Annotated in this window: 22 protein-coding genes; 8 read left to right on the forward strand and 14 right to left on the reverse strand. The window is 57.0% G+C overall.

Annotated elements, in window-relative coordinates; genetic code table 11:
• Positions 1-35: 35 nt before the first annotated feature.
• From lpxM to znuA, 3 genes are all read right to left on the reverse strand, one after another.
• Positions 36-1007, reverse strand: a complete 972-nt coding sequence (gene lpxM, locus LRM19_RS15660) for a lauroyl-Kdo(2)-lipid IV(A) myristoyltransferase (protein ID WP_271369311.1) — start codon at positions 1005-1007, stop codon at positions 36-38.
• Positions 1008-1128: 121 nt separating this feature from the next.
• On the reverse strand, positions 1129-2448 hold the full coding sequence (mepM, locus tag LRM19_RS15665) for a murein DD-endopeptidase MepM (protein ID WP_045326742.1): 1320 nt from the start codon (positions 2446-2448) through the stop codon (positions 1129-1131).
• Between the two features lie 15 nt (positions 2449-2463).
• The gene (znuA, locus tag LRM19_RS15670) at positions 2464-3408 is read right to left on the reverse strand and encodes a zinc ABC transporter substrate-binding protein ZnuA (RefSeq protein WP_127732807.1); all 945 of its coding nucleotides are present in this window, start codon (positions 3406-3408) and stop codon (positions 2464-2466) included.
• 77 nt (positions 3409-3485) lie between these two features.
• Here znuA and znuC point away from each other — a divergent pair, with 77 nt between their 5' ends.
• Positions 3486-4241: a zinc ABC transporter ATP-binding protein ZnuC gene (gene znuC, locus LRM19_RS15675; protein WP_023312233.1), complete on the forward strand. Its 756-nt coding sequence runs from the start codon at positions 3486-3488 to the stop codon at positions 4239-4241.
• Complete coding sequence (gene znuB, locus LRM19_RS15680; RefSeq protein WP_127731452.1) at positions 4238-5023, forward strand: zinc ABC transporter permease subunit ZnuB; 786 nt, start codon at positions 4238-4240, stop codon at positions 5021-5023. The genes znuC and znuB overlap by 4 nt, the downstream gene beginning before the upstream one ends.
• A 59-nt stretch (positions 5024-5082) precedes the next feature.
• On the opposite strand, the gene ruvB is transcribed toward znuB, so the two are convergent.
• From ruvB to aspS, 6 genes are all read right to left on the reverse strand, one after another.
• On the reverse strand, positions 5083-6093 hold the full coding sequence (gene ruvB, locus LRM19_RS15685; protein ID WP_045372540.1) for a Holliday junction branch migration DNA helicase RuvB: 1011 nt from the start codon (positions 6091-6093) through the stop codon (positions 5083-5085).
• A gap of 8 nt (positions 6094-6101) precedes the next feature.
• Positions 6102-6716 (reverse strand): Holliday junction branch migration protein RuvA, encoded by a 615-nt coding sequence (ruvA, locus tag LRM19_RS15690; protein WP_023617042.1) that lies wholly within the window; start codon positions 6714-6716, stop codon positions 6102-6104.
• Between the two features lie 80 nt (positions 6717-6796).
• A complete protein-coding gene (gene ruvC, locus LRM19_RS15695; protein WP_003859749.1) occupies positions 6797-7318 on the reverse strand; it encodes a crossover junction endodeoxyribonuclease RuvC in 522 nt (173 codons plus the stop codon).
• A gap of 34 nt (positions 7319-7352) precedes the next feature.
• Positions 7353-8093, reverse strand: a complete 741-nt coding sequence (locus tag LRM19_RS15700) for a YebC/PmpR family DNA-binding transcriptional regulator (RefSeq protein ID WP_008500447.1) — start codon at positions 8091-8093, stop codon at positions 7353-7355.
• Positions 8094-8120: 27 nt separating this feature from the next.
• A complete protein-coding gene (gene nudB / locus LRM19_RS15705; protein ID WP_008500446.1) occupies positions 8121-8564 on the reverse strand; it encodes a dihydroneopterin triphosphate diphosphatase in 444 nt (147 codons plus the stop codon).
• A gap of 1 nt (position 8565) precedes the next feature.
• Positions 8566-10338, reverse strand: coding sequence for an aspartate--tRNA ligase (gene aspS, locus LRM19_RS15710; RefSeq protein WP_111964818.1), 1773 nt, complete (start codon positions 10336-10338; stop codon positions 8566-8568).
• Positions 10339-10601: 263 nt separating this feature from the next.
• Here aspS and LRM19_RS15715 point away from each other — a divergent pair, with 263 nt between their 5' ends.
• The 5 genes from LRM19_RS15715 to cmoB are packed head-to-tail and all read left to right on the forward strand — an operon-like array spanning position 10602 to position 14182.
• Positions 10602-11168 carry a hydrolase gene (locus tag LRM19_RS15715; RefSeq protein ID WP_271369328.1) on the forward strand — a complete coding sequence of 189 codons (567 nt, stop codon included), beginning with the start codon at positions 10602-10604 and terminating at the stop codon, positions 11166-11168.
• Positions 11165-11983 carry a DUF72 domain-containing protein gene (locus LRM19_RS15720; protein ID WP_271369330.1) on the forward strand — a complete coding sequence of 273 codons (819 nt, stop codon included), beginning with the start codon at positions 11165-11167 and terminating at the stop codon, positions 11981-11983. The genes LRM19_RS15715 and LRM19_RS15720 overlap by 4 nt, the downstream gene beginning before the upstream one ends.
• A gap of 51 nt (positions 11984-12034) precedes the next feature.
• Positions 12035-12430, forward strand: a complete 396-nt coding sequence (locus LRM19_RS15725; protein ID WP_021240443.1) for an MAPEG family protein — start codon at positions 12035-12037, stop codon at positions 12428-12430.
• A gap of 40 nt (positions 12431-12470) precedes the next feature.
• Positions 12471-13214: a carboxy-S-adenosyl-L-methionine synthase CmoA gene (gene cmoA, locus LRM19_RS15730; protein WP_271369333.1), complete on the forward strand. Its 744-nt coding sequence runs from the start codon at positions 12471-12473 to the stop codon at positions 13212-13214.
• Positions 13211-14182: a tRNA 5-methoxyuridine(34)/uridine 5-oxyacetic acid(34) synthase CmoB gene (gene cmoB, locus LRM19_RS15735; RefSeq protein WP_115875692.1), complete on the forward strand. Its 972-nt coding sequence runs from the start codon at positions 13211-13213 to the stop codon at positions 14180-14182. Before cmoA ends, cmoB begins: the two co-directional genes overlap by 4 nt.
• A gap of 205 nt (positions 14183-14387) precedes the next feature.
• Here the strand turns inward: cmoB and cutC are convergent, their stop codons facing one another.
• Entirely contained in the window at positions 14388-15131 is a 744-nt protein-coding gene (gene cutC, locus LRM19_RS15740) for a copper homeostasis protein CutC (RefSeq protein ID WP_271369336.1), read from the reverse strand.
• 78 nt (positions 15132-15209) lie between these two features.
• Positions 15210-15770: a VOC family protein gene (locus LRM19_RS15745; protein WP_271369338.1), complete on the reverse strand. Its 561-nt coding sequence runs from the start codon at positions 15768-15770 to the stop codon at positions 15210-15212.
• Between the two features lie 239 nt (positions 15771-16009).
• Between LRM19_RS15745 and argS the strand changes: the two genes are divergently transcribed.
• Positions 16010-17743 carry an arginine--tRNA ligase gene (gene argS / locus LRM19_RS15750; RefSeq protein ID WP_136195782.1) on the forward strand — a complete coding sequence of 578 codons (1734 nt, stop codon included), beginning with the start codon at positions 16010-16012 and terminating at the stop codon, positions 17741-17743.
• A gap of 56 nt (positions 17744-17799) precedes the next feature.
• Here argS and flhE read toward each other — a convergent pair whose 3' ends face one another.
• The 3 genes from flhE to flhB are packed head-to-tail and all read right to left on the reverse strand — an operon-like array spanning position 17800 to position 21411.
• Positions 17800-18192, reverse strand: a complete 393-nt coding sequence (gene flhE / locus LRM19_RS15755) for a flagellar protein FlhE (RefSeq protein WP_111964826.1) — start codon at positions 18190-18192, stop codon at positions 17800-17802.
• On the reverse strand, positions 18192-20270 hold the full coding sequence (flhA, locus tag LRM19_RS15760; RefSeq protein ID WP_111964827.1) for a flagellar biosynthesis protein FlhA: 2079 nt from the start codon (positions 20268-20270) through the stop codon (positions 18192-18194). The genes flhE and flhA overlap by 1 nt, the downstream gene beginning before the upstream one ends.
• On the reverse strand, positions 20263-21411 hold the full coding sequence (gene flhB, locus LRM19_RS15765) for a flagellar biosynthesis protein FlhB (protein ID WP_048992249.1): 1149 nt from the start codon (positions 21409-21411) through the stop codon (positions 20263-20265). The genes flhA and flhB overlap by 8 nt, the downstream gene beginning before the upstream one ends.
• Positions 21412-21509 lie beyond the last annotated feature (98 nt).

The following is a 21509-nucleotide window of genomic DNA, read 5'->3' on the forward strand; positions in this document are numbered from 1 at the left end:
GTTAAAAAGCCCTCTCCGTCTGGAGAGGGCTTTTTTTATTTCCTCGGATAAAGCTCTTTGCGTTTGTAGGGCTCTGTTTCACCCGGTTTACGCGTTTTAAGCAGCTTCAAAATCCACGTGTACTGTTCGGCATGCGGCCCCACCAGGATCTCCACCTCTTCGTTCATTCGACGCGCGATGGTGTGGTCGTCCGCGGTGAGCAGATCGTCCATCGGCGGACGGACCTCAATACTCAGGCGATGCGTTTTGCCGTCATAGACCGGGAATAGCGGGATCACGCGGGCACGACAGACTTTCATCAGTCGACCAATCGCGGGAAGCGTCGCTTTATAGGTCGCAAAGAAATCGACAAACTCGCTGTGCTCTGGGCCGTGGTCCTGATCCGGCAGATAGTAGCCCCAGTACCCCTGACGTACCGACTGAATGAAGGGCTTAATGCCATCGTTACGCGCATGCAAACGTCCGCCAAAACGACGACGCACCGTGTTCCAGACAAAATCGTAGATTTTATTTCCCTGGTTATGGAACATCGCCGCCATTTTCTGGCCCTGAGACGCCATGAGCATCGCCGGAATATCAACGCCCCAGCCGTGGGGGACAAGGAAAATGACTTTCTCGTCATTGCGGCGCATCTCCTCGATGATGTCCAGCCCTTTCCAGTCAACGCGATCGACGATTTTATCCGGCCCTTTCAGCGCCAGTTCCGCCATCATCGCCATTGCCTGCGGGGCAGTGGTATACATCTCATCAATAATTACCTCACGTTCGGCGTCGCTTTTCTCAGGAAAACAGTAGTAGAGATTAATCTGCGCGCGGCGGCGAGCGCTCTTGCCAAAACGCCCGGCCAGACGGCCAATTTTCCCCAGAACCGGGTCTCGGACGGAAGCCGGCAGCAACGCCATCCCCGCAAAGGCGTAAACACCAAGCCAGGCGCCCCAGTTGCGCGGATGGCGGAAGGATTTTTCAAACTCAGGAATGTATTCAATATTGTTTTTTTTGGTTTCCATGCTGGATCCAGGGTCTGATGACGCAAAATTTTATTCAGATAGTGTAGCGAGGCAGTCGTCCCCGCACAAAAGAAAAAGCCGGCGTCAGTGTGCGCCGGCTTTTTTAACAAAAACAGAGGGCTTAGTTTAAGCTCAGCTGCGGTATCACCTCTTTCACCTGCGCCAGATAATCAGTACGATCTTTACCTGTCAGGCCTTCGGTGCGCGGCAGTTTCGCCGTCAGCGGGTTCACTGCCTGTTGGTTGATCCACACTTCATAGTGCAGATGCGGGCCGGTAGAGCGTCCGGTATTGCCGGAAATCGCGATACGGTCACCACGCTTCACCTTCTGGCCCGGTTTGACCAGCAGCTTGCGCAGGTGCATGTAGCGGGTCGTATAAGTACGACCATGACGTACCGCGACATAATATCCGGCGGCACCGCTACGCTTGGCCACCACCACTTCGCCATCCCCTACCGCCAGTACCGGCGTACCCTGCGGCATGGCAAAGTCAACGCCACGGTGCGGCGCGACGCGCCCGGTTACCGGGTTCAGACGACGCGGGTTAAAGTTAGAGGAAACGCGGAACTGTTTTGCCGTCGGGAAGCGCAGGAAGCCTTTCGCAAGGCCCGTACCGCTGCGATCGTAGAACTTACCGTCTTCGGCACGAATCGCGTAATAATCTTTACCTTCAGAGCGCAGTCGGACGCCCAGCAGCTGGCTTTGCTCGCGCTTGCCGTCCAGCATTTCGCGTGACATCAGGACGGAGAACTCATCACCCTTCTTCAGCTTGCGGAAATCCATCTGCCACTGCATGGCTTTGATCACCGAACTGATTTCAGCGCTGGTCAACCCTGCATCACGCGCGCTGGAAACAAAGCTCGCGCCCACGGTGCCTTTCAGAACGCTGTTAACCCAGTCACCCTTCTGCATTTCGCTGGTCATCTTGAAACCGTTTGCAGTGCGATCGTAGGTGCGGGTTTCGCGGCGGGACATTTCCCAGGTCAGACGCTGGAGATCGCCATCCGCCGTTAATGTCCAGGAGAGCTGCTGTCCGATTTTCAGATTACGAAGATCTTTATCCGCAGCCGCCAGCTGGCTGATATTGCCCATGTCGATGCCGTACTGGTTCAGCACGCTGCTCAGCGTGTCACCGGTAGACACTACATATTCGTGGATACCCGCTTCGTTCTCGGTTTTATCGTCCAGTTCATCCTGCGGGATAGCTTCATCTTCCTGAGCCGCCTGGTCGATAGGCTCACTGGCTTCAGGCAGCAAAGAACGGATTTCGCTCTTTTCAAGCTCAATGGTTTTGATGATAGGGGCAGAACTCGGGTGGTACACATAGGGCCGCCAGACGGCGACCGCTAAGGTGAGTACTGTAAGCGACCCCAGCATAACGCGGTGGGGTCGAGGCAGATTGTTAAATGCCAGGGCGACAGAGCGGGCTATCTGTTGCACGTATTCACTTCCTCGTTATTCTCCTTTCAGGCAGCTCGCATACTGGTTCGCCAGTTGGCTGAGGAACTGCGAATAGCTCGCTTTGCTCAACTGGATATTCGTACCTAGCGGGTCAAGGGTTCCCATGCGCACGGATGTTCCCCTGGCCACGGCTTCTACGACCGCTGGCCTGAACTGTGGCTCAGCAAAAACGCACGTCGCTTTCTGCTCAACCAGCTGTGTTCTGATTTCATGTAAACGCTGCGCACCAGGCTGAATTTCAGGGTTGACGGTGAAGTGGCCCAGCGGGGTCAAACCGTAGTGTTTTTCGTAATAGCCGTAGGCGTCATGAAAAACGAAATACCCTTTTCCTTTCAACGGTGCGAGCTCATTACCCACCTGCTTATCGGTTGCGGCTAATTGTGCCTCAAAATCCTTCAGGTTGGCGTCTAGTTTGGCTCGACTTTGCGGCATAAGTTCCACTAATTTGTCATGGATTGCAACCGCTGAAAGCCGCGCTATCTCTGGGGATAACCAAAGATGCATGTTGTACTCGCCGTGATGGTGATCTCCATCACCTTTTTCACCGTCTGCAGCATGGTGGTCATGTTCGTCGCCGTCGTCATCCGCCCCTTTCATGAGCAACGGTTTCACGCCGGGGAGGTCGGCAATCGCGACCTGTTTTTCACCCGCCACCTGTTTTGCTGACTTCTGCATGAACGCTTCCATTTCAGGACCAATCCAGACGACTAAGTCCGCGTTTTGCAAGCGTTTTACATCTGACGGGCGCAGGGAATAGTCATGCTCAGATGCACCATCAGGGAGCAGAACCTGGGTCTCCGTTACGCCGTCTGCAATGGCAGACGCGATGAATCCAAGTGGCTTAAGCGAAGCGACAACCGCAGCGTTAACATCTTGTGCGGTTGTCCCCCAAAGGGCAGCAGATAATGCTGCGAAAAGAAGCGTATTTTTATGTAACATAATGCGACTAATCATCGTAGTGAATGCGTGGAGTGTGATATTATAACATTCGTTGACTTCTTCAAGCTTAAAATGACATGACGACATTGGTTTCTCTTGAAAATATTTCGGTCTCATTTGGCCAGCGCCGCGTCCTCTCTGACGTGTCGCTCGATCTGAAACCCGGCAAAATTCTGACGCTTCTCGGCCCCAATGGCGCAGGTAAATCCACCCTGGTACGCGTGGTGCTGGGTTTGGTCGCACCCGATGAAGGCGTGATTAAGCGTGAGGAAAAATTGCGTATTGGCTATGTGCCGCAAAAACTTCATCTCGACGCCACGCTGCCGCTGACGGTCAGCCGTTTCCTGCGTCTGCGCCCCGGCACGCGTAAAGCCGATATTCTCCCGGCACTGAAACGCGTGCAGGCGGGCCATCTTGTCGATGCGCCGCTGCAAAAACTGTCCGGCGGTGAAACTCAGCGTGTTTTACTTGCCCGCGCGCTGCTGAGCAGCCCGCAGCTTCTGGTACTGGATGAGCCGACTCAGGGTGTGGATGTGAATGGTCAGGTTGCGCTTTATGATTTGATCGACCAGCTACGTCGAGAGCTCGATTGCGCAGTGCTGATGGTCTCCCATGATCTCCATCTGGTAATGGCAAAAACCGACGAAGTGCTGTGCCTCAACCACCATATCTGCTGCTCCGGTACGCCTGAAGTCGTCTCCATGCATCCGGAGTTTATCTCCATGTTCGGCCCTCGCGGCGCCGAGCAGCTTGGCATTTATCGTCATCATCATAATCATCGCCATGATTTACAGGGACGAATCGTACTGCGTCGGGGAAATGGACACTCATGATTGAACTGTTACTGCCCGGCTGGCTGGCCGGGATTATGCTTGCCTGCGCCGCGGGCCCGCTCGGCTCATTTGTGGTATGGCGCAGAATGTCTTACTTCGGTGATACCCTGGCGCATGCGTCCCTGCTGGGCGTGGCTTTTGGTCTGCTGCTGAACGTCAACCCGTTCTACGCGGTGATTGTGGTCACGCTGCTGCTGGCGGCCGGTCTGGTCTGGCTGGAGAAGCGTCCTCACCTCGCCATTGATACGCTGCTTGGCATTATGGCGCACAGCGCCCTGTCGCTGGGCCTGGTGGTGGTCAGCCTGATGTCGAACATCCGCGTGGATCTGATGGCCTACCTCTTCGGTGACCTGCTGGCCGTGACGCCGGAGGATCTCATCGCTATAGCCATTGGCGTGCTGGTGGTGCTCGCTATTCTGCTCTGGCAGTGGCGGCATTTACTGGCCATGACCGTCAGCCCGGATCTGGCGTTTGTCGACGGCGTGAAGCTGCAGCGCGTTAAGCTGCTGCTGATGCTGGTGACGGCGTTAACCATTGGCGTAGCGATGAAGTTTGTCGGCGCGCTGATTATTACGTCCCTGCTGATCATCCCTGCCGCTACGGCGCGTCGTTTTGCCCGTACGCCTGAGCAGATGGCCGGCGTAGCCGTGATCGTCGGGATGATTGCGGTAACGGGTGGACTCACCTTCTCGGCGTTCTATGACACGCCTGCTGGGCCGTCCGTGGTGCTGAGTGCTGCGGTGTTATTTATTTTCAGTATGATGAAAAAGACCGCAAATTAATATGGAGGGCACTGATGCCCTCACCCTGCCCCTCTCCCACCGGGAGAGGGAATTAAGGATTACGGCATCGCCGGTGGCGTAATGCCGAAATGATTCCACGCCCGCACCGTTGCCATACGTCCACGCGGGGTGCGCTGCAGGAAACCCTGCTGAATCAGATACGGCTCCAGCACATCTTCAATCGTCTCACGCTCTTCCCCGATTGCCGCCGCCAGATTATCCAGCCCGACCGGGCCACCGAAGAACTTGTCCAGCACCGCCAGCAGCAGCTTGCGGTCCATGTAGTCAAAACCTTCGGCATCGACGTTCAGCATGTCCAGCGCCTGGGCGGCAATCTCGGCGGAAATCGAACCGTTGTGCTTCACCTCAGCAAAGTCACGCACGCGGCGCAGCAGGCGGTTGGCGATACGCGGCGTACCGCGGGAACGCTTCGCCACTTCAAACGCGCCCTCTTCGCTCATTTCCAGCCCCATATAGCGGGCGCTGCGGCCAACGATGTGCTGGAGATCGGCCACCTGATAAAATTCCAGACGCTGCACGATCCCGAAACGGTCGCGCAGTGGGGAGGTCAACGACCCGGCTCGCGTCGTTGCGCCAATCAGGGTAAACGGCGGCAGATCGATTTTGATGGAGCGCGCGGCCGGACCTTCGCCGATCATGATATCCAGCTGGTAATCTTCCATCGCCGGATAGAGCACCTCTTCTACCACCGGTGAGAGACGGTGGATCTCATCGATAAACAGCACGTCATGCGGTTCGAGGTTGGTCAGCATCGCAGCGAGATCGCCCGCCTTTTCCAGCACCGGGCCGGAGGTGGTGCGCAGGTTAACGCCCATCTCATTGGCGACGATATTCGCCAGCGTGGTTTTGCCTAAACCGGGAGGGCCAAAAATCAGCAGGTGATCGAGCGCATCGCCGCGCAGCTTTGCCGCCTGGATGAAAATCTCCATCTGGGAACGAACCTGCGGCTGGCCAATGTACTCATCAAGCAGTTTTGGGCGAATCGCGCGATCCACCACATCCTCTGCCTGAATAGTGCCTGCCGAAACCAGGCGGTCTGCTTCAATCATCCTTTACCTCACAATGCAGCGCGCAGCGCTTCACGAATCAGGGTTTCACTGCTGGCGTCCGGTTTGGCAATTTTGCTCACCATACGGCTGGCCTCCTGAGGTTTATAGCCCAGCGCCACCAGCGCGGCAACCGCTTCCTGCTCGGCATCATCATCCGTCGCAGGCGCACCTGGAGAGGTCAGTACCAGATCGGCCGCCGGCGTGAAGAGATCGCCATGCAGGCCTTTAAAGCGGTCTTTCATCTCGACAATCAGACGCTCTGCCGTTTTCTTACCGATGCCCGGAAGCTTAATCAGCGCCGCAGGATCTTCGCGCTCAACAGCATTCACAAACTGTGGTGCAGACATGCCGGATAAGATCGCCAGCGCCAGCTTCGGCCCGACGCCGTTGGTTTTAATCAGCTCGCGGAACAGCGTGCGTTCCTGCTTGTTGTTGAAGCCGTACAGCAGCTGGGCATCTTCACGCACCACAAACTGAGTAAAGACAATCGCCTCTTTGCCCGCGTCCGGCAGCTCGTAGAAGCAGGTCATCGGCATATGGACTTCATAGCCCACGCCACCCACTTCCAGCAGCACTAACGGGGGTTGTTTTTCAATGATGATGCCTCTGAGTCTGCCTATCACGTGACGCTCCTGCGTTCTGGAAGAAATTAACTGCCGACATAATAAAAAAAGGCTGGATAAACATCCAGCCTGATTTGTCATTATCGTAACCTGCCTCGCGCCAGATTGAGCCGCGACTCGCTCATTTGCATCGCGTTCTGGCTCACGTGACAGTGGGTAATCGCAATCGCCAGCGCATCCGCGGCATCGGCCTGCGGGTTCGCAGGGAGCTTCAGCAGGGTACGCACCATGTGCTGCACCTGACTTTTCTCCGCGCTACCAATACCCACCACCGTCTGCTTAACCTGACGCGCCGCGTATTCAAATACCGGCAAATCCTGGTTCACGGCAGCGACAATGGCAACGCCACGCGCCTGGCCGAGCTTCAGCGCCGAATCGGCGTTTTTCGCCATAAAAACCTGCTCGATGGCGAAATAGTCTGGCTGAAACTGGGTGATGATCTCCGACACGCCCGCATAAATGAGCTTCAGGCGCGACGGCAGATCGTCCACTTTGGTGCGGATACAGCCGCTGCCCAGGTAGGTTAACTGTCGTCCCACCTGACGGATAACGCCATAACCGGTGACGCGTGAGCCTGGGTCAATCCCGAGAATAATCGACATCACGCGTCTCCTGTAACGGATTTATACGCTCTCATCAGAGAGTCGCTGCAACCTCATCAGAGATTTCACCGTTGTGGTACACTTCCTGCACGTCGTCACAGTCTTCGAGCATGTCGATCAGACGCAGCAGTTTTGGTGCGGTTTCCGCATCCATGTCCGCTTTGGTGGACGGGATCATGGAGACTTCAGCGTTGTCCGCTTTCAGGCCTGCCGCTTCCAGCGCGTCGCGCACGGCACCCATCTCTTCCCATGCGGTATAAACGTCGATAGCACCGTCGTCAAAGGTCACCACGTCTTCCGCACCGGCTTCCAGCGCCGCTTCCATGATCGCATCTTCGTCGCCTTTCTCGAAAGAGATGACGCCTTTTTTGCTGAACAGGTACGCAACGGAACCGTCAGTGCCCAGGTTGCCACCGGTTTTGGTGAACGCGTGGCGCACTTCCGCAACGGTACGGTTACGGTTGTCGGACAGGCACTCAACCATCACCGCCGTACCGCCAGGACCGTAACCTTCATAAATGATGGTTTCCATGTTCGCGTCTTCGTCACCGCCCACGCCACGTGCGATTGCACGGTTCAGGGTGTCACGCGTCATGTTGTTGGACAGCGCTTTATCAACCGCCGCGCGCAGACGCGGGTTAGACGCCGGGTCGCCGCCGCCCAGACGCGCTGCCGTCACCAGCTCGCGAATGATTTTGGTAAAGATCTTACCGCGCTTGGCATCCTGTGCCGCTTTGCGGTGTTTGGTGTTGGCCCACTTACTATGACCTGCCATAAAAATATCCTCAAAGAGCGCGCCTTTTCAGGCAGCGTTAATTACAAATTCTTCAATCGCCTGCCGGTTGCTCCACGACTTGGTCAGCGCGGCGGCATCCGCCGCATTCACCCAGCGGTAGGTCAGGTGTTCGGTAAACACGATCTCCCGTTCATGGGGGAGCGCGAGACAGAACCACGATTCCGTATTGCGCTCGGTACCCGGCGCGTAGCGATGACGTAAATGGCTAAAAATTTCGAACTCCACCGTGCGCTGACAGTCCTTCAGGGTCAGTTGCTCGCGGGCAACGTCAATGGCGACCTCTTCCTTTACTTCACGCGCGGCGGCCTGCGGCGCGGTCTCCCCCTCTTCCAGACTGCCGGTAACCGACTGCCAGAATTCAGGGTCATCGCGCCGCTGCAACATCAGCACCCGCTTCGTGTCTTCTGCATAAATGACCACCAGGACCGAAACGGGGAGCTTATATGTCATATCAGTTTTTCTCTTCCTTCTTCACCACCTCAATGCCCAGCTCAGCCAGTGCGGCCGGGTTGGCAAAGCTTGGCGCTTCGGTCATCAGACACGCTGCGGCAGTGGTTTTCGGGAAGGCGATAACATCACGGATGTTATCGGTGCCGGTCAGCAGCATGGTCAGACGGTCAAGACCAAAGGCCAGACCCGCGTGCGGAGGCGTACCGTATTTCAGCGCGTCCAGCAGGAAGCCGAATTTCTCGCGCTGCTCCTGCTCGTTGATGCCCAGGATGCCGAACACGGTCTGCTGCATTTCACCGCTGTGAATACGCACGGAACCGCCGCCCACTTCGTAGCCGTTAATGACCATATCGTAGGCGTTGGCGACGGCCTCTTCCGGTGCCGCTTTCAGCTCTGCCGCCGTCATCTCTTTTGGCGAGGTGAACGGGTGGTGCATCGCGGTCAGGCCGCCTTCACCGTCGTCTTCAAACATTGGGAAGTCGATAACCCACAGCGGCGCCCATTTGCTCTCGTCGGTCAGGTTCAGGTCTTTGCCGAGCTTCAGACGCAGCGCGCCCATCGCATCCGCAACAACTTTCTTGTTATCTGCGCCGAAGAAGATCATGTCGCCGTCCTGCGCGCCGGTGCGCTCAAGGATCGCTTCCACGATGTCAGCGTTCAGGAATTTCGCGACCGGGCTGGTGATACCTTCCAGACCTTTCGCACGCTCGGTCACTTTAATATAGGCCAGACCTTTAGCGCCGTAGATCTTGATGAAGTTGCCGTAATCGTCGATCTGCTTACGGCTCAGTGCTGCACCACCCGGTACGCGCAGGGCCGCCACACGGCCTTTCGGATCGTTAGCCGGGCCGGAGAAGACGGCAAACTCAACGGCTTTCACCAGGTCTGCAACGTCCACCAACTCCATCGGGTTACGCAGGTCTGGTTTGTCAGAGCCATAGCGACGCTCGGCTTCCGCGAAGGTCATGATCGGGAAATCGCCCAGCTCAACGCCTTTAACGTCGTTCCACAGGCTACGCACCAGGGCTTCCATCACTTCACGCACCTGCTCAGCGGTCATGAAGGAGGTTTCCACATCGATCTGGGTAAATTCAGGCTGGCGGTCAGCACGCAGGTCTTCGTCGCGGAAGCATTTCACGATCTGATAGTAGCGATCGAAGCCGGACATCATCAGCAGCTGTTTGAACAGCTGTGGAGACTGCGGCAGCGCGTAGAATTTGCCTTTATGAACGCGGGATGGGACCAGGTAATCGCGCGCGCCTTCCGGCGTGGCTTTGGTCAGCATCGGGGTTTCGATATCAAGGAAACCGTGGTCATCCATAAAGCGACGCACCAGGCTGGTGATTTTCGCACGGGTTTTCAGGCGCTGAGCCATTTCCGGGCGACGCAGATCCAGGTAGCGGTATTTCAGACGCGCTTCTTCAGTGTTGACGTGGTTGGAGTCCAGCGGCAGCGCTTCAGCACGGTTAATGATCGTCAGATCGGACGCCAGCACTTCAATGGCACCCGTCGCCATGTCGGCGTTAACGTTTTTCTCGTCACGCGCACGCACGGTGCCGGTGACCTGAATGCAGAACTCATTACGCAGCTCAGAGGCCAGCTTCAACGCATCAGCGCGATCCGGATCGAAGAACACCTGAACGATACCTTCGCGGTCGCGCATATCGATGAAGATAAGGCTACCAAGATCACGACGACGATTGACCCAACCACACAGGGTTACCTGCTGTCCGACGTGGGACTGACGCAGCTGCCCGCAATATTCTGTACGCATGAGATATCCCTTAATTAGCCGCAGGCTAAATGTCGCCTGGTATGCAGGCTACTATGTCGCAGCTTTCTGTATGTCACAACTGGATGAAAAAAGGCGGCTATTATACTGGAAATTCCGCCGGACGATAAGAGTGAACCACGGCCTGGCGGTCGTTTGCTGCACTCTTATTGCGCATTCTCACAAAAATTAACAAAATTATCCGCCCAGGAACAGGCCATCACGTCGTATGGTGTCCGGAAGTGATTCATTTAACGGGAGTAACGATGTTAACACTTGATGCCAGTAAAACCGCGCTTGTCGTGATTGATTTACAGGAAGGCATTTTGCCCTTCGCCGGCGGCCCGCATACCGCGGAAGATGTAGTCAGCCGCGCCGCCCGTCTGGCGGAAAAATGCCGCGCCAGCGGTGCCCCGGTTGTCATGGTGCGCGTCGGCTGGTCTGCTGATTACGCCGAAGCGTTAAAACAGCCCGTTGATGCCCAGGCTCCTGCACGCGCCCTGCCGGAAAACTGGTGGACGTACCCGGCCTCACTGGGTAAACGCGACAGCGATATTGAAGTGACCAAACGTCAGTGGGGCGCATTCTACGGCACCGATCTTGAACTGCAGCTCCGCCGTCGCGGCATTGACACCATTATCCTGTGCGGTATTTCCACCAACATCGGCGTGGAGTCGACTGCCCGCAACGCGTGGGAACTCGGCTTTAATCTGGTGATTGCCGAAGATGCCTGCAGCGCGGCCTCCGCAGAACAGCATCAGGGCAGCATGACCCACATCTTCCCGCGCATCGGCCGCGTGCGCAGCACGGATGAGATTGTCAGCGCGCTATGATGTATGTCGGTTTACCCCAGTGGTCGCACCCGAAATGGGTGCGCCTTGGCATCACCGGCCTTGAGGAATATGCCCGACACTTCAACTGTGTCGAGGGTAACACCACCCTGTATGCGCTTCCGAAAGCCGAGATTGTTGCGCGCTGGCGGGAACAAACGACCGATGACTTCCGCTTCTGCTTTAAGTTTCCGGCGACCATTTCTCACCAGGCCGCACTGCGAAACTGCGGTGAGTTGACCGATGAATTCTTTGCCCGGATGGCGCCTCTGGCAAACCGCATCGGCCAGTACTGGCTGCAGCTTCCGGCCGTCTTTGGCCCGCGCGACCTGCCCGCACTGTGGACGTTTCTGGACGCCCTGCCCCGGGAGTTTACCTACGGCGTGGAGGTCAGGCATCCCGAGTTTTTTGCTAAGGGCGAAGCGGAAAAAGCGCTCAATCGCGGCCTGCTTGAGCGTTCCGTTAACCGGGTGATCCTCGACAGCCGTCCGGTGCACAGCGCTATCCCGCATAGCGAAGCCATCGTTGAAGCTCAGCGTAAAAAACCGAAAGTGCCGGTCCACGCCATCGTGACCGCACAGAACCCAATGGTCAGGTTTATCGGCAGCGATAACATCCCGCAAAACCAGGCGCTGTTCACCGTCTGGCTGGAAAAACTGGCAGCGTGGGAACACACCACTACGCCGTATCTCTTTTTGCACACGCCGGATATTGCCCAGGCCCCCGAACTGGTCGATGCTCTATGGCAGGCCTTGCAGGCTGCGGTGCCGTCCGTGGGAAGCGCCCCTTCCATCCCACAACAATCTTCTCTTTTCTGATATCACCCCCTATCATAGTGAAGTGCCATCAGCCAAAAACAGGGAGTTTGTATGGTCAGCGCGCTGTATGCGGTGTTAGGTGCATTACTGCTGATTAAGTTTTCATTTGATGTTGTGCGCCTCAGAACGCTCTACCGCGTCTCCTACGGTGACGGCGGGTTTTCAGAGCTACAAAGCGCTATCCGCATTCATGGCAACGCGGTTGAATACATCCCCGCAGCCTTAATCCTGCTGCTGTTTATGGAGATGAATGGCGCAGAAACCTGGATGGTGCACATCTGTGGCCTGCTGCTTATTGCTGGCCGCCTGATGCACTATTACGGCTTTCACCATCGCTTAATCCGCTGGCGTCGTTCCGGCATGAGTGCAACCTGGTGTTCACTTTTGCTGATGGTGCTGGCTAACCTGTGGTATATGCCGTGGGAGTTGGTTTTCTCCCTCCATTAGCGCACAATACGCCACTTTATTTTTCCCGGATTTTTACGTTATGTCAGATCGCGACACGCTTTTTTCCGCGCCTATCGCCAGCCTGGGCGACTGGACCTTTGATGAACGGGTAGCCGAAGTCTTCCCGGATATGATCCAGCGCTCTGTTCCCGGTTATTCCAATATTATCTCTATGATCGGCATGCTGGCTGAGCGCTTCGTTCAACCCGGCACGCAGGTCTATGACCTGGGCTGCTCGCTCGGCGCGGCAACGCTGTCGGTTCGTCGTAACGTTCACCACGAAGGCTGCCGCATTATTGCCGTCGATAACTCCCCGGCCATGGTTGAGCGCTGCCGTCGCCATATTGACGCGTACAAAGCTCCTGTTCCGGTAGACGTGGTGGAAGGTGATATCCGCGAGATTGAAATCAATAACGCGTCGATGGTGGTGCTGAATTTCACGCTTCAGTTCCTGGTACCGGAAGACCGCCAGCTGCTGCTGGACAAAATTTATCAGGGGCTGAATCCTGGCGGCGCGCTGGTGCTCTCGGAGAAATTCAGCTTCGAAGATGCCGAGGTTGGCGAGCTGCTGTTCAATATGCACCACGATTTCAAACGGGCGAACGGCTACAGCGAGCTGGAGATCAGCCAGAAGCGCAGCATGCTCGAAAACGTGATGCTGACAGATTCCATAGAAACCCATAAAGCGCGTCTGAGCAAAGCCGGTTTTGAGCACAGCGAACTGTGGTTCCAGTGCTTTAACTTTGGTTCGCTGGTAGCGCTGAAAGCGGGGAAACCGGCATGATCGAGTTCAGTAACTTCTATCAGCTGATTGCCAAAAACCAGCTCTCCCACTGGCTGGAAACCTTGCCCGCGCAGATTGCCGCCTGGCAGCGGGACCAGCAGCACGGCCTGTTAAAGCAGTGGTCAAATGCAGTGGAGTTTCTGCCCGAACTGACCCCGCATCGTCTGGATCTTCTGCACAGCGTCACCGCCGAGAGTGAAGAACCGCTTCCGGCAGGTCAGATCAACCGCATCGAAACGCTGATGCGTAACCTGATGCCGTGGCGCAAAGGGCCGTTTTCACTTTACGGCGTGAACATCAATACCGAATGGCGCTCTGACTGGAAATGGGATCGCGTTCTGCCCCACCTTTCCGACCTGACCGGGCGCACCATTCTGGACGTGGGCTGCGGCAGCGGTTACCACATGTGGCGCATGATTGGCGCGGGCGCGCATCTGGCGGTAGGTATTGACCCGATGCAGCTGTTCCTGTGCCAGTTTGAAGCGGTACGTAAGCTGCTGGGTAACGATCAGCGCGCGCACCTGCTGCCGCTGGGCATTGAGCAGCTGCCAGCTCTGAAAGCGTTTGATACCGTGTTCTCCATGGGCGTGCTTTATCACCGCCGCTCCCCGCTTGAACATCTGTGGCAATTGAAAGATCAGCTGGTCAGCGGCGGCGAGCTGGTGCTCGAAACGCTGGTGATTGAAGGCGATGAACACGCCGTTCTGGTGCCGGGCGATCGCTACGCGCAGATGCGCAACGTTTACTTCATCCCTTCCGCGCTGGCGCTGAAGAACTGGCTGGAGAAATGCGGGTTTGTGGACGTGCGGATTGCCGATGTCAGCGTGACCTCAATCGAAGAGCAGCGCCGCACCGACTGGATGATCACCGAATCGCTGGAGCAATTCCTCGACCCAACCGATCACAGCAAAACCATCGAAGGCTATCCGGCCCCGATGCGTGCGGTATTGATTGCGACTAAGCCGTAGTCTTTTAGTCGGGTGGCGGCTGCGCCTTACCCGGCCTACTCGTAGCACGTTTTCTCCGAAATAGTTCAAGTTGCAGCAAGGCGGCCAACGCAGCTGCGGCTTGAAATATGAAGGAGAAAAAAAGGCCCCTGTGTAATTGGCAGGGGCCTGGTACAAGCAAGCATCATATTGGGCGACATGATGCGCGGTAAAAATCGGTACGTTGCTACACGTGATGGCGCTCAATCAGCGACTTCATTTCCGCAACCGACTCTCCCTCTACGCCATAGCGTGAATACTCATCCGCTTCAGCATCCGTCGACATTGACAATCCTGTATTGCGATAACGCATGGGCGAAGGTATCCATTTCCCCGCAGAGCTGTGCAGCTCTTCTACCCCAGCGTTTAAAAACCGTTCCATATTGCTGGCGCGTACTCCCGCACCCGCCATTATTATTGGAACACCAGAATGTGCTTTTAGTTCCGTAATTAATTGCAGTCCTTTTTCAGCTGACGCCTGCTGACCCGATGTCAGGATGCGCGCCACGCCAAGTTCTCCAAGCGTTTCAAAGGCCTGAAGCGGATCTTTACACATATCAAATGCGCGATGAAAAGTGACGGACATCCCCTGCGCGGCGCTCATAATCTGACGCATACGCGGTATATCGATATTGCCGTCTTCATCCAGCAGCCCGGTCACCAGCCCTGAAAACCCCAGGTCCCGAACGAGGGCGATATCATCAAGCATGGCACTGAACTCGCCCGCCGTGTAACAAAAATCACCGCCGCGCGGACGAATAATTGGGTGAACGGGAATAGTGACGGCCTGACGGGCTGACTTCAACACGCCGTAAGAAGGCGTCAGCCCGCCCTCTTTGGGCGCCGCACACAGTTCAATGCGGTCAGCCCCGTGCTTTTGCGCGGTCACGGCACACTCCACGCTGTAACAACAAATCTCCAGCAGCGCCATTTAATCCTCCTGAAATTCCACTAAGCGAAACATCATGACACACCGTTCGTTTTCGGTCCCGGCGTGAACTCACATCTCTTATGCTTCACTGGCAACGATCTGCTCAATGGTCCACGGATGAAACTTCACCGTAACCTGTCCGTCAGTAACGGCCAGCGTCGGGTTAGGTAACCGCTCGCGCTCGCCTTTGGGAGAACTGGTCTTCACAAAAATTCCCGGCTGGCTTAAGCCTTCGTCCGCTAACAGGGCCAGCGCGCGCACGTTTAACGTCTCCGGCTCACCCGGCAGGACAATCTCGATATGTTCCCAGCCTTCGTGCGGATAGCGTTTCTCGCCCGGCCACGGCAGTTCAACCACGCTGAACTGCCAGTGCGCCACGTTCACCGGCTCATGCAGTTTGAACAGGCAAATGGGGCGGCCATTAATGATATTCTCGGACAGTAACTCGCCGCACTGTTCGAACCCGCGACGCCAGCGCTCGGCGGTGGCATTCTGATGACAGCGCAAAGAGATATGATCGGCCTCAAGCGGCGCAATATCCAAACCCAGACGGGTGGCAAGTTCTGTGAACGCCTGGGTGAAGCGCGGTAAATCTGCGGAAATATCATGCAGTTCGTCAATGGATTGCCAGTTCGCCATAAGTCATTCTCTTTTCATGTCGCAAAGCCGCTAATTTACTCTGTTGACCTGTTTTGACCAACCTCAGAAACCGGCTTTTTGCGACTGCATGATTATGCACACCTTCACTGCCTGGATTCTGAGCAATCTTCAGGCCCCGCACTGCTGACGTCAGAAGGCATTTGCAGTATACTCCCGCCCTAAATTCTTTAACTGGCGCGGGCGGTTGTAAGCCCGCATCAAAAACGTAAGGTATCCAGGTGAATATTCAGGCTCTTCTCTCCGAAAAAGTCAGTCAGGCACTGATTGCCGCAGGTGCCCCTGCGGATTGCGAACCGCAGGTTCGTCAGTCAGCAAAAGTACAGTTTGGCGACTATCAGGCTAATGGCGTGATGGCAGTGGCTAAAAAACTGGGCATGCCGCCGCGACAGCTCGCTGAGCAGGTACTGACGCATCTGGATCTTTCCGGCATTGCCAGCAAAACCGAAATCGCCGGTCCGGGCTTTATCAACATCTTCCTTGAGCCTGCATTCCTGGCAAGCCACGTTGACGCGGCGCTGAAATCCGATCGTCTGGGAGTGTCCCAGCCGGAAGCGCAGACCGTCGTGATCGACTATTCTGCGCCGAACGTGGCGAAAGAGATGCACGTTGGCCACCTGCGCTCCACCATCATCGGTGATGCCGCAGTGCGCACGCTCGAGTTCCTCGGTCACAAGGTGATCCGCGCGAACCACGTGGGCGACTGGGGCACCCAGTTCGGCATGCTGATCGCTTACCTGGAAAAACAGCAGCAGGAAAACGCGGGTGAAATGGCGCTGGCGGACCTGGAAGGGTTCTATCGCGAAGCCAAAAAACACTACGACGAAGACGAAGCTTTTGCCGAACGTGCGCGTAGTTACGTGGTTAAACTGCAGGGCGGCGATCAATACTTCCTCGAAATGTGGCGCAAGCTGGTTGACATCACCATGTCCCAGAACCAGCTGACCTATAACCGTCTGAACGTCACCCTGACCCGCGATGACGTAATGGGTGAAAGCCTGTACAACCCAATGCTGCCCGGCATTGTGGCTGACCTGAAAGCGAAAAACCTGGCGGTGGAGAGCGAAGGCGCAACGGTTGTGTTCCTTGATGAGTACAAAAACAAGGAAGGTGAACCGATGGGCGTGATCATCCAGAAAAAGGATGGCGGCTATCTCTACACTACGACCGACATTGCCTGCGCGAAATACCGTTACGAAACGCTGCATGCCGACCGCGTGCTGTACTACATCGACTCCCGTCAGCACCAGCACCTGATGCAGGCGTGGACGATCGTGCGTAAAGCCGGTTACGTGCCGGACAGCGTTCCGCTGGAACACCACATGTTCGGCATGATGCTGGGTAAAGACGGCAAGCCGTTCAAAACCCGCGCGGGCGGAACCGTGAAACTGTCTGACCTGCTGGACGAAGCGCTGGAACGCGCCCGTCGTCTGGTGGCCGAGAAGAACCCGGACATGCCGGCCGACGAGCTGGAAAAACTGGCCAACGCCGTGGGTATCGGTGCGGTGAAATACGCGGATCTCTCCAAGAACCGTACCACCGACTATATCTTCGACTGGGATAACATGCTGGCGTTTGAAGGTAACACGGCGCCATACATGCAGTACGCCTACACCCGCGTGCTCTCGGTATTCCGTAAAGCCAGTATCGACGAAAGCGTGCTGGCGACTGCCACCGTGACCATCACTGAAGATCGTGAAGCACAGCTGGCGGCGCGTCTGCTGCAGTTCGAAGAGACGCTGACGGTTGTCGCGCGTGACGGTACGCCGCACGTAATGTGTGCTTACCTGTACGACCTGGCGGGTCTGTTCTCCGGCTTCTACGAGCACTGCCCTATTCTGTCTGCGGAAAACGAATCGGTTCGCAACAGCCGCCTGAAGCTGGCGCAGCTAACGGCGAAGACCCTGAAGCTGGGTCTGGATACCCTGGGTATCGAAACCGTAGAACGCATGTAATACAAAAAACCCGGCAATCGCCGGGTTTTGTTTTTGCAGTCCTGGTAATCCAACCGTCAGCGATAGTTCACGATGACGGAATTGCTCTGCACCTTCAGAGCCGGAATCAAACGTCCCCCACCCGGCACTTCCCAGATGAAACGCAAAGGTTCAATAGCCGGTACGCCGTTGAACGCCTGCGTTGTCCCATTTTCGCCGTCGATTTCGGTACAGCGCGTCTGAGAGCAGAGGCGCACCCGCAAGCCCGCTGGCGTAGGGCCAATCAGCCGGTAGTTCCAGACCACAAGGCCCATCTGTCCGGAGACCTCTTCTGAAGGCGCCAGCGGGTTAGACGACATAGCAACACCGCGGTTACTGAGGGTCACCCCCATGCTGCTCGCCTGCCAGGTGCCTCCCCCGGCAGCCTGCGCCGCCAGCGGGAAGAGCAACATCCAAAGCCATTTACGCATTATTTTCCTCCAATCGTCGCGGTCATGCGGATATGACGGTTATCCGACAGCTCCAGATTCGACAGCACGACCAGCTGGTTCAGGCTACGACGCAGGAAGCGGGACAGCAGCGGACGCAGCGCGTGGTTCACCAGCAGCACCGGCGGCGCGCCGAGCATCTCCTGACGCGCCAGCGCCTCCTGGGTTTGCGCCAGCAGGCGATCCGCCAGGCCCGGCTCCAGACCGCCTCCGCCCTGCAGAGCCTGCAGCAGCAGACGCTCAAGCGGCGTATCGAGGCCGATCACCTGCACTTCCCCGGTTCCCGGGAACCACTGCTGGGTAATGGCGCGTCCCAGCGCCACGCGCACCACCGCCGTCAGCTCGTGCGGATCGCTTTGTATCGGCGCGTGTTCGGCAAGGGTTTCCAGAATGGTGCGCATATCGCGGATCGGTACCTTCTCGTCGAGCAGGTTTTGCAGCACCTTGTGCAGCGTGGTTAAGGTCAGCACGCCCGGGACCAGATCTTCCGTCAGCTTCGGCATCTCCTGCGTGACGCGGTCCAGCAGCTGCTGTGCTTCCTGACGGCCAAACAGCTCCGCCGAGAATTGCCCAATCAGGTGATTAAGATGGGTCGCCACCACGGTACTGGCTTCAACAACCGTATACCCCTGTATCTGCGCCTGCTCTTTCAGGGCGCTTTCAATCCAGATAGCGGCCAGGCCAAAGGCCGGATCGATAGTTTGCTCGCCCGGCAGCGTCCCTGCGGCGGTGCCGGGGTTAATCGCCAGCCAGCGGCCCGGATAGGCATCACCGCTGCCAATTTCGACACCTTTCATCAGGATGCGATAGCGCGCGGGCGGCAGGTCCATATTGTCGCGGATGTGTACCACCGGCGGCAGGAAGCCCATATCCTGCGCGAATTTTTTACGGATACTCCGGATACGGCCGAGCAGCTCGCCGTCCTGCTGGAAATCGACCATCGGGATCAGGCGATACCCGACTTCCATTCCCAGGGAATCTTCCAGCTGAACGTCGTTCCAGGTCGCTTCGACGGCCTGGGTATTCTCCGGCATTTTGACCTGAACAGGTTCCGCTGCCGGTTTGGTTTCACGGCCACGCATCCACCACGCAAGCCCCAGCAGCCCCGCCGTAAACAGCAGGAAGACGAGGTTTGGCATCCCCGGCACCAGGCCGAGCAACCCGAGAACCGCAGCGGCCAGCAGCATCACGCGCGGGTTGCTGAACAGCTGGCCCACCATCTGCTCGCCAACGTCCTGATCGGTGCTCACGCGGGTCACAATCACACCCGCCGCAGTGGAGATAACCAGCGCCGGGATCTGCGCGACCAGACCGTCACCGATGGTCAGCAGCGTATAGCTTTCCGCCGCGTGGCCCATGTCCATGCCATGCTGCAGCACGCCCACCAGCAGGCCGCCGACCACGTTAATCACCATGATCAGAATGCCCGCGATGGCGTCACCGCGCACAAACTTACTCGCACCGTCCATGGAGCCGTAGAAGTCCGCCTCCTGCGTCACCTCCGCACGGCGTTTTTTGGCTTCATCTTCGGCGATAAGACCGGCGTTCAGGTCGGCGTCGATCGCCATCTGCTTGCCCGGCATCCCGTCGAGCACAAAGCGCGCGCCCACTTCCGCAATACGCCCTGCACCTTTGGTGATGACCATAAAGTTGATGATCACGAGGATGACGAACACCACGATACCGATAGCGAAATTGCCGCCCACCAGGAAGTGGCCGAACGCTTCCACCACTTTACCTGCCGCTGCCGCCCCGGTGTGACCTTCCATCAGGATGATACGCGTGGATGCCACGTTCAGCGCCAGTCGCAGCAGGGTGGTAAACAGCAGAATGGTCGGGAACGCGGCGAACTCCAGGGTACGCTGGGTGAACATCGCCACCAGCAGCACCATAATGGACAGCGCAATATTGAAAGTGAAAAGCAGATCGAGGATGAACGCCGGGAGCGGCAGTACCATCATCGACAGAATTAGCAGGATCAGAATCGGCCCGGCAAGGATTTGCCATTGGGTCGATTTCAGGTTGCCGGGCAGGCGCAACATTGCCACCAGATTAGCCATCAGTGTCCTTCTCGTTCATAAAATCCAGCGCGGCAGGCACCGGAAGGTTCTCAGGTTTCACAGGCCGTTGACCGCCGGCCAGACGCCAGCGCTTCAACTGCCATACCCAGGCCAGCACTTCCGCCACGGCGGCGTAGAGTTGTCCTGGGATCTGTTGTCCAATATCCGCATGGCGGTACAGGGCACGCGCCAGCGGAGGGGCTTCCAGGATCGGCACGCGGTGTTCCGTGCCAATTTCCCGGATGCGCAGCGCGATCAGCCCTGCCCCTTTCGCCACCACTTTCGGCGCGCTCATTTTGTTTTCGTCATAGCGCAGGGCAACGGAATAGTGCGTCGGGTTGGTGACGATGACGTCGGCCTTCGGCACATCTTCCATCATGCGGCGACGGGCGGCGGCACGCTGCATCTGGCGGATACGCCCCTTAACGTGCGGGTCACCTTCCATCTGCTTATATTCGTCACGGATGTCCTGGCGTGACATGCGCAGCTTTTTGAAGTGGGTATAAAGCTGGAAGATCACGTCAAAACCCACCATCGGGATAATGCTGAGCACCACCAGCAGTGCGCACAGCCCGACCAGATTCAGCGCGTTGCTCATCGCGGTGAGAGGCGATTCGCTGATGAGACGCATCATTTCCGGCCAGTGGTACCAGAGGTAAAACCCCGCGGAACTGCCCATCAGCACCGATTTGAGAATGGCTTTGAGCAGCTCGGCCCCGGTCTGAGCAGAGAACATTTTCGCAATGCCCGGCAGCGGGTTCAGTTTGGAAAATTTCGGCTGCAGCGATTTGGCACTAAAAACCAGACCGCCGAGCATCACCGGCGAGACCAGCGCGACCAGCACCACCCCGGTAATCAGGGGCAACAGCGCGACCATGGCCCCTTTAATAAGCTGAATAATCTGGCTGAGGATCAGATTCGGATCGTTGACCATGCTGTGGTCAAAACGTAAGCCGGTTGACAGCATTCCCGCCAGCTTGCGGGCGAGCGACTCCCCACCCCACCAGATAATGCACACGCCTACGATAAGGATCAGCAGGGAGGTCAATTCTCGGGATCGGGGGATTTGCCCTTCCTCACGCGCCTTTTCTAGTCGGTGGGGTGTGGGGGCTTCCGTTTTGTCGTCGTTCTCTTCTGCCACAGTGCATGCTCAGCCCATTATGTCACGGGTATCATGCCAGCACCGCCTTTCATCAATGGCCTGAAAAACCCCTATAACCGGGTCTTTTTATCCAGTTT

Source organism: Enterobacter sp. PI-10 (assembly GCF_027947695.1).
Classification (GTDB): domain Bacteria; phylum Pseudomonadota; class Gammaproteobacteria; order Enterobacterales; family Enterobacteriaceae; genus Enterobacter; species Enterobacter vonholyi.

Coding starts and splice junctions, on each gene's coding strand:
- ruvB (WP_045372540.1), bottom strand. CDS start 6,093: ATGATTGAAGCAGACCGCCTGGTTTCGGCAGGCACTATTCAGGCAGAG.
- LRM19_RS15725 (WP_021240443.1), top strand. CDS start 12,035: ATGGTCAGCGCGCTGTATGCGGTGTTAGGTGCATTACTGCTGATTAAG.
- LRM19_RS15700 (WP_008500447.1), bottom strand. CDS start 8,093: ATGGCAGGTCATAGTAAGTGGGCCAACACCAAACACCGCAAAGCGGCA.
- aspS (WP_111964818.1), bottom strand. CDS start 10,338: ATGCGTACAGAATATTGCGGGCAGCTGCGTCAGTCCCACGTCGGACAG.
- cmoA (WP_271369333.1), top strand. CDS start 12,471: ATGTCAGATCGCGACACGCTTTTTTCCGCGCCTATCGCCAGCCTGGGC.
- znuB (WP_127731452.1), top strand. CDS start 4,238: ATGATTGAACTGTTACTGCCCGGCTGGCTGGCCGGGATTATGCTTGCC.
- lpxM (WP_271369311.1), bottom strand. CDS start 1,007: ATGGAAACCAAAAAAAACAATATTGAATACATTCCTGAGTTTGAAAAA.
- LRM19_RS15745 (WP_271369338.1), bottom strand. CDS start 15,770: ATGGCGAACTGGCAATCCATTGACGAACTGCATGATATTTCCGCAGAT.
- cutC (WP_271369336.1), bottom strand. CDS start 15,131: ATGGCGCTGCTGGAGATTTGTTGTTACAGCGTGGAGTGTGCCGTGACC.
- LRM19_RS15720 (WP_271369330.1), top strand. CDS start 11,165: ATGATGTATGTCGGTTTACCCCAGTGGTCGCACCCGAAATGGGTGCGC.
- nudB (WP_008500446.1), bottom strand. CDS start 8,564: ATGACATATAAGCTCCCCGTTTCGGTCCTGGTGGTCATTTATGCAGAA.
- flhA (WP_111964827.1), bottom strand. CDS start 20,270: ATGGCTAATCTGGTGGCAATGTTGCGCCTGCCCGGCAACCTGAAATCG.
- LRM19_RS15715 (WP_271369328.1), top strand. CDS start 10,602: ATGTTAACACTTGATGCCAGTAAAACCGCGCTTGTCGTGATTGATTTA.
- znuC (WP_023312233.1), top strand. CDS start 3,486: ATGACGACATTGGTTTCTCTTGAAAATATTTCGGTCTCATTTGGCCAG.
- flhE (WP_111964826.1), bottom strand. CDS start 18,192: ATGCGTAAATGGCTTTGGATGTTGCTCTTCCCGCTGGCGGCGCAGGCT.
- ruvC (WP_003859749.1), bottom strand. CDS start 7,318: ATGTCGATTATTCTCGGGATTGACCCAGGCTCACGCGTCACCGGTTAT.
- cmoB (WP_115875692.1), top strand. CDS start 13,211: ATGATCGAGTTCAGTAACTTCTATCAGCTGATTGCCAAAAACCAGCTC.
- znuA (WP_127732807.1), bottom strand. CDS start 3,408: ATGTTACATAAAAATACGCTTCTTTTCGCAGCATTATCTGCTGCCCTT.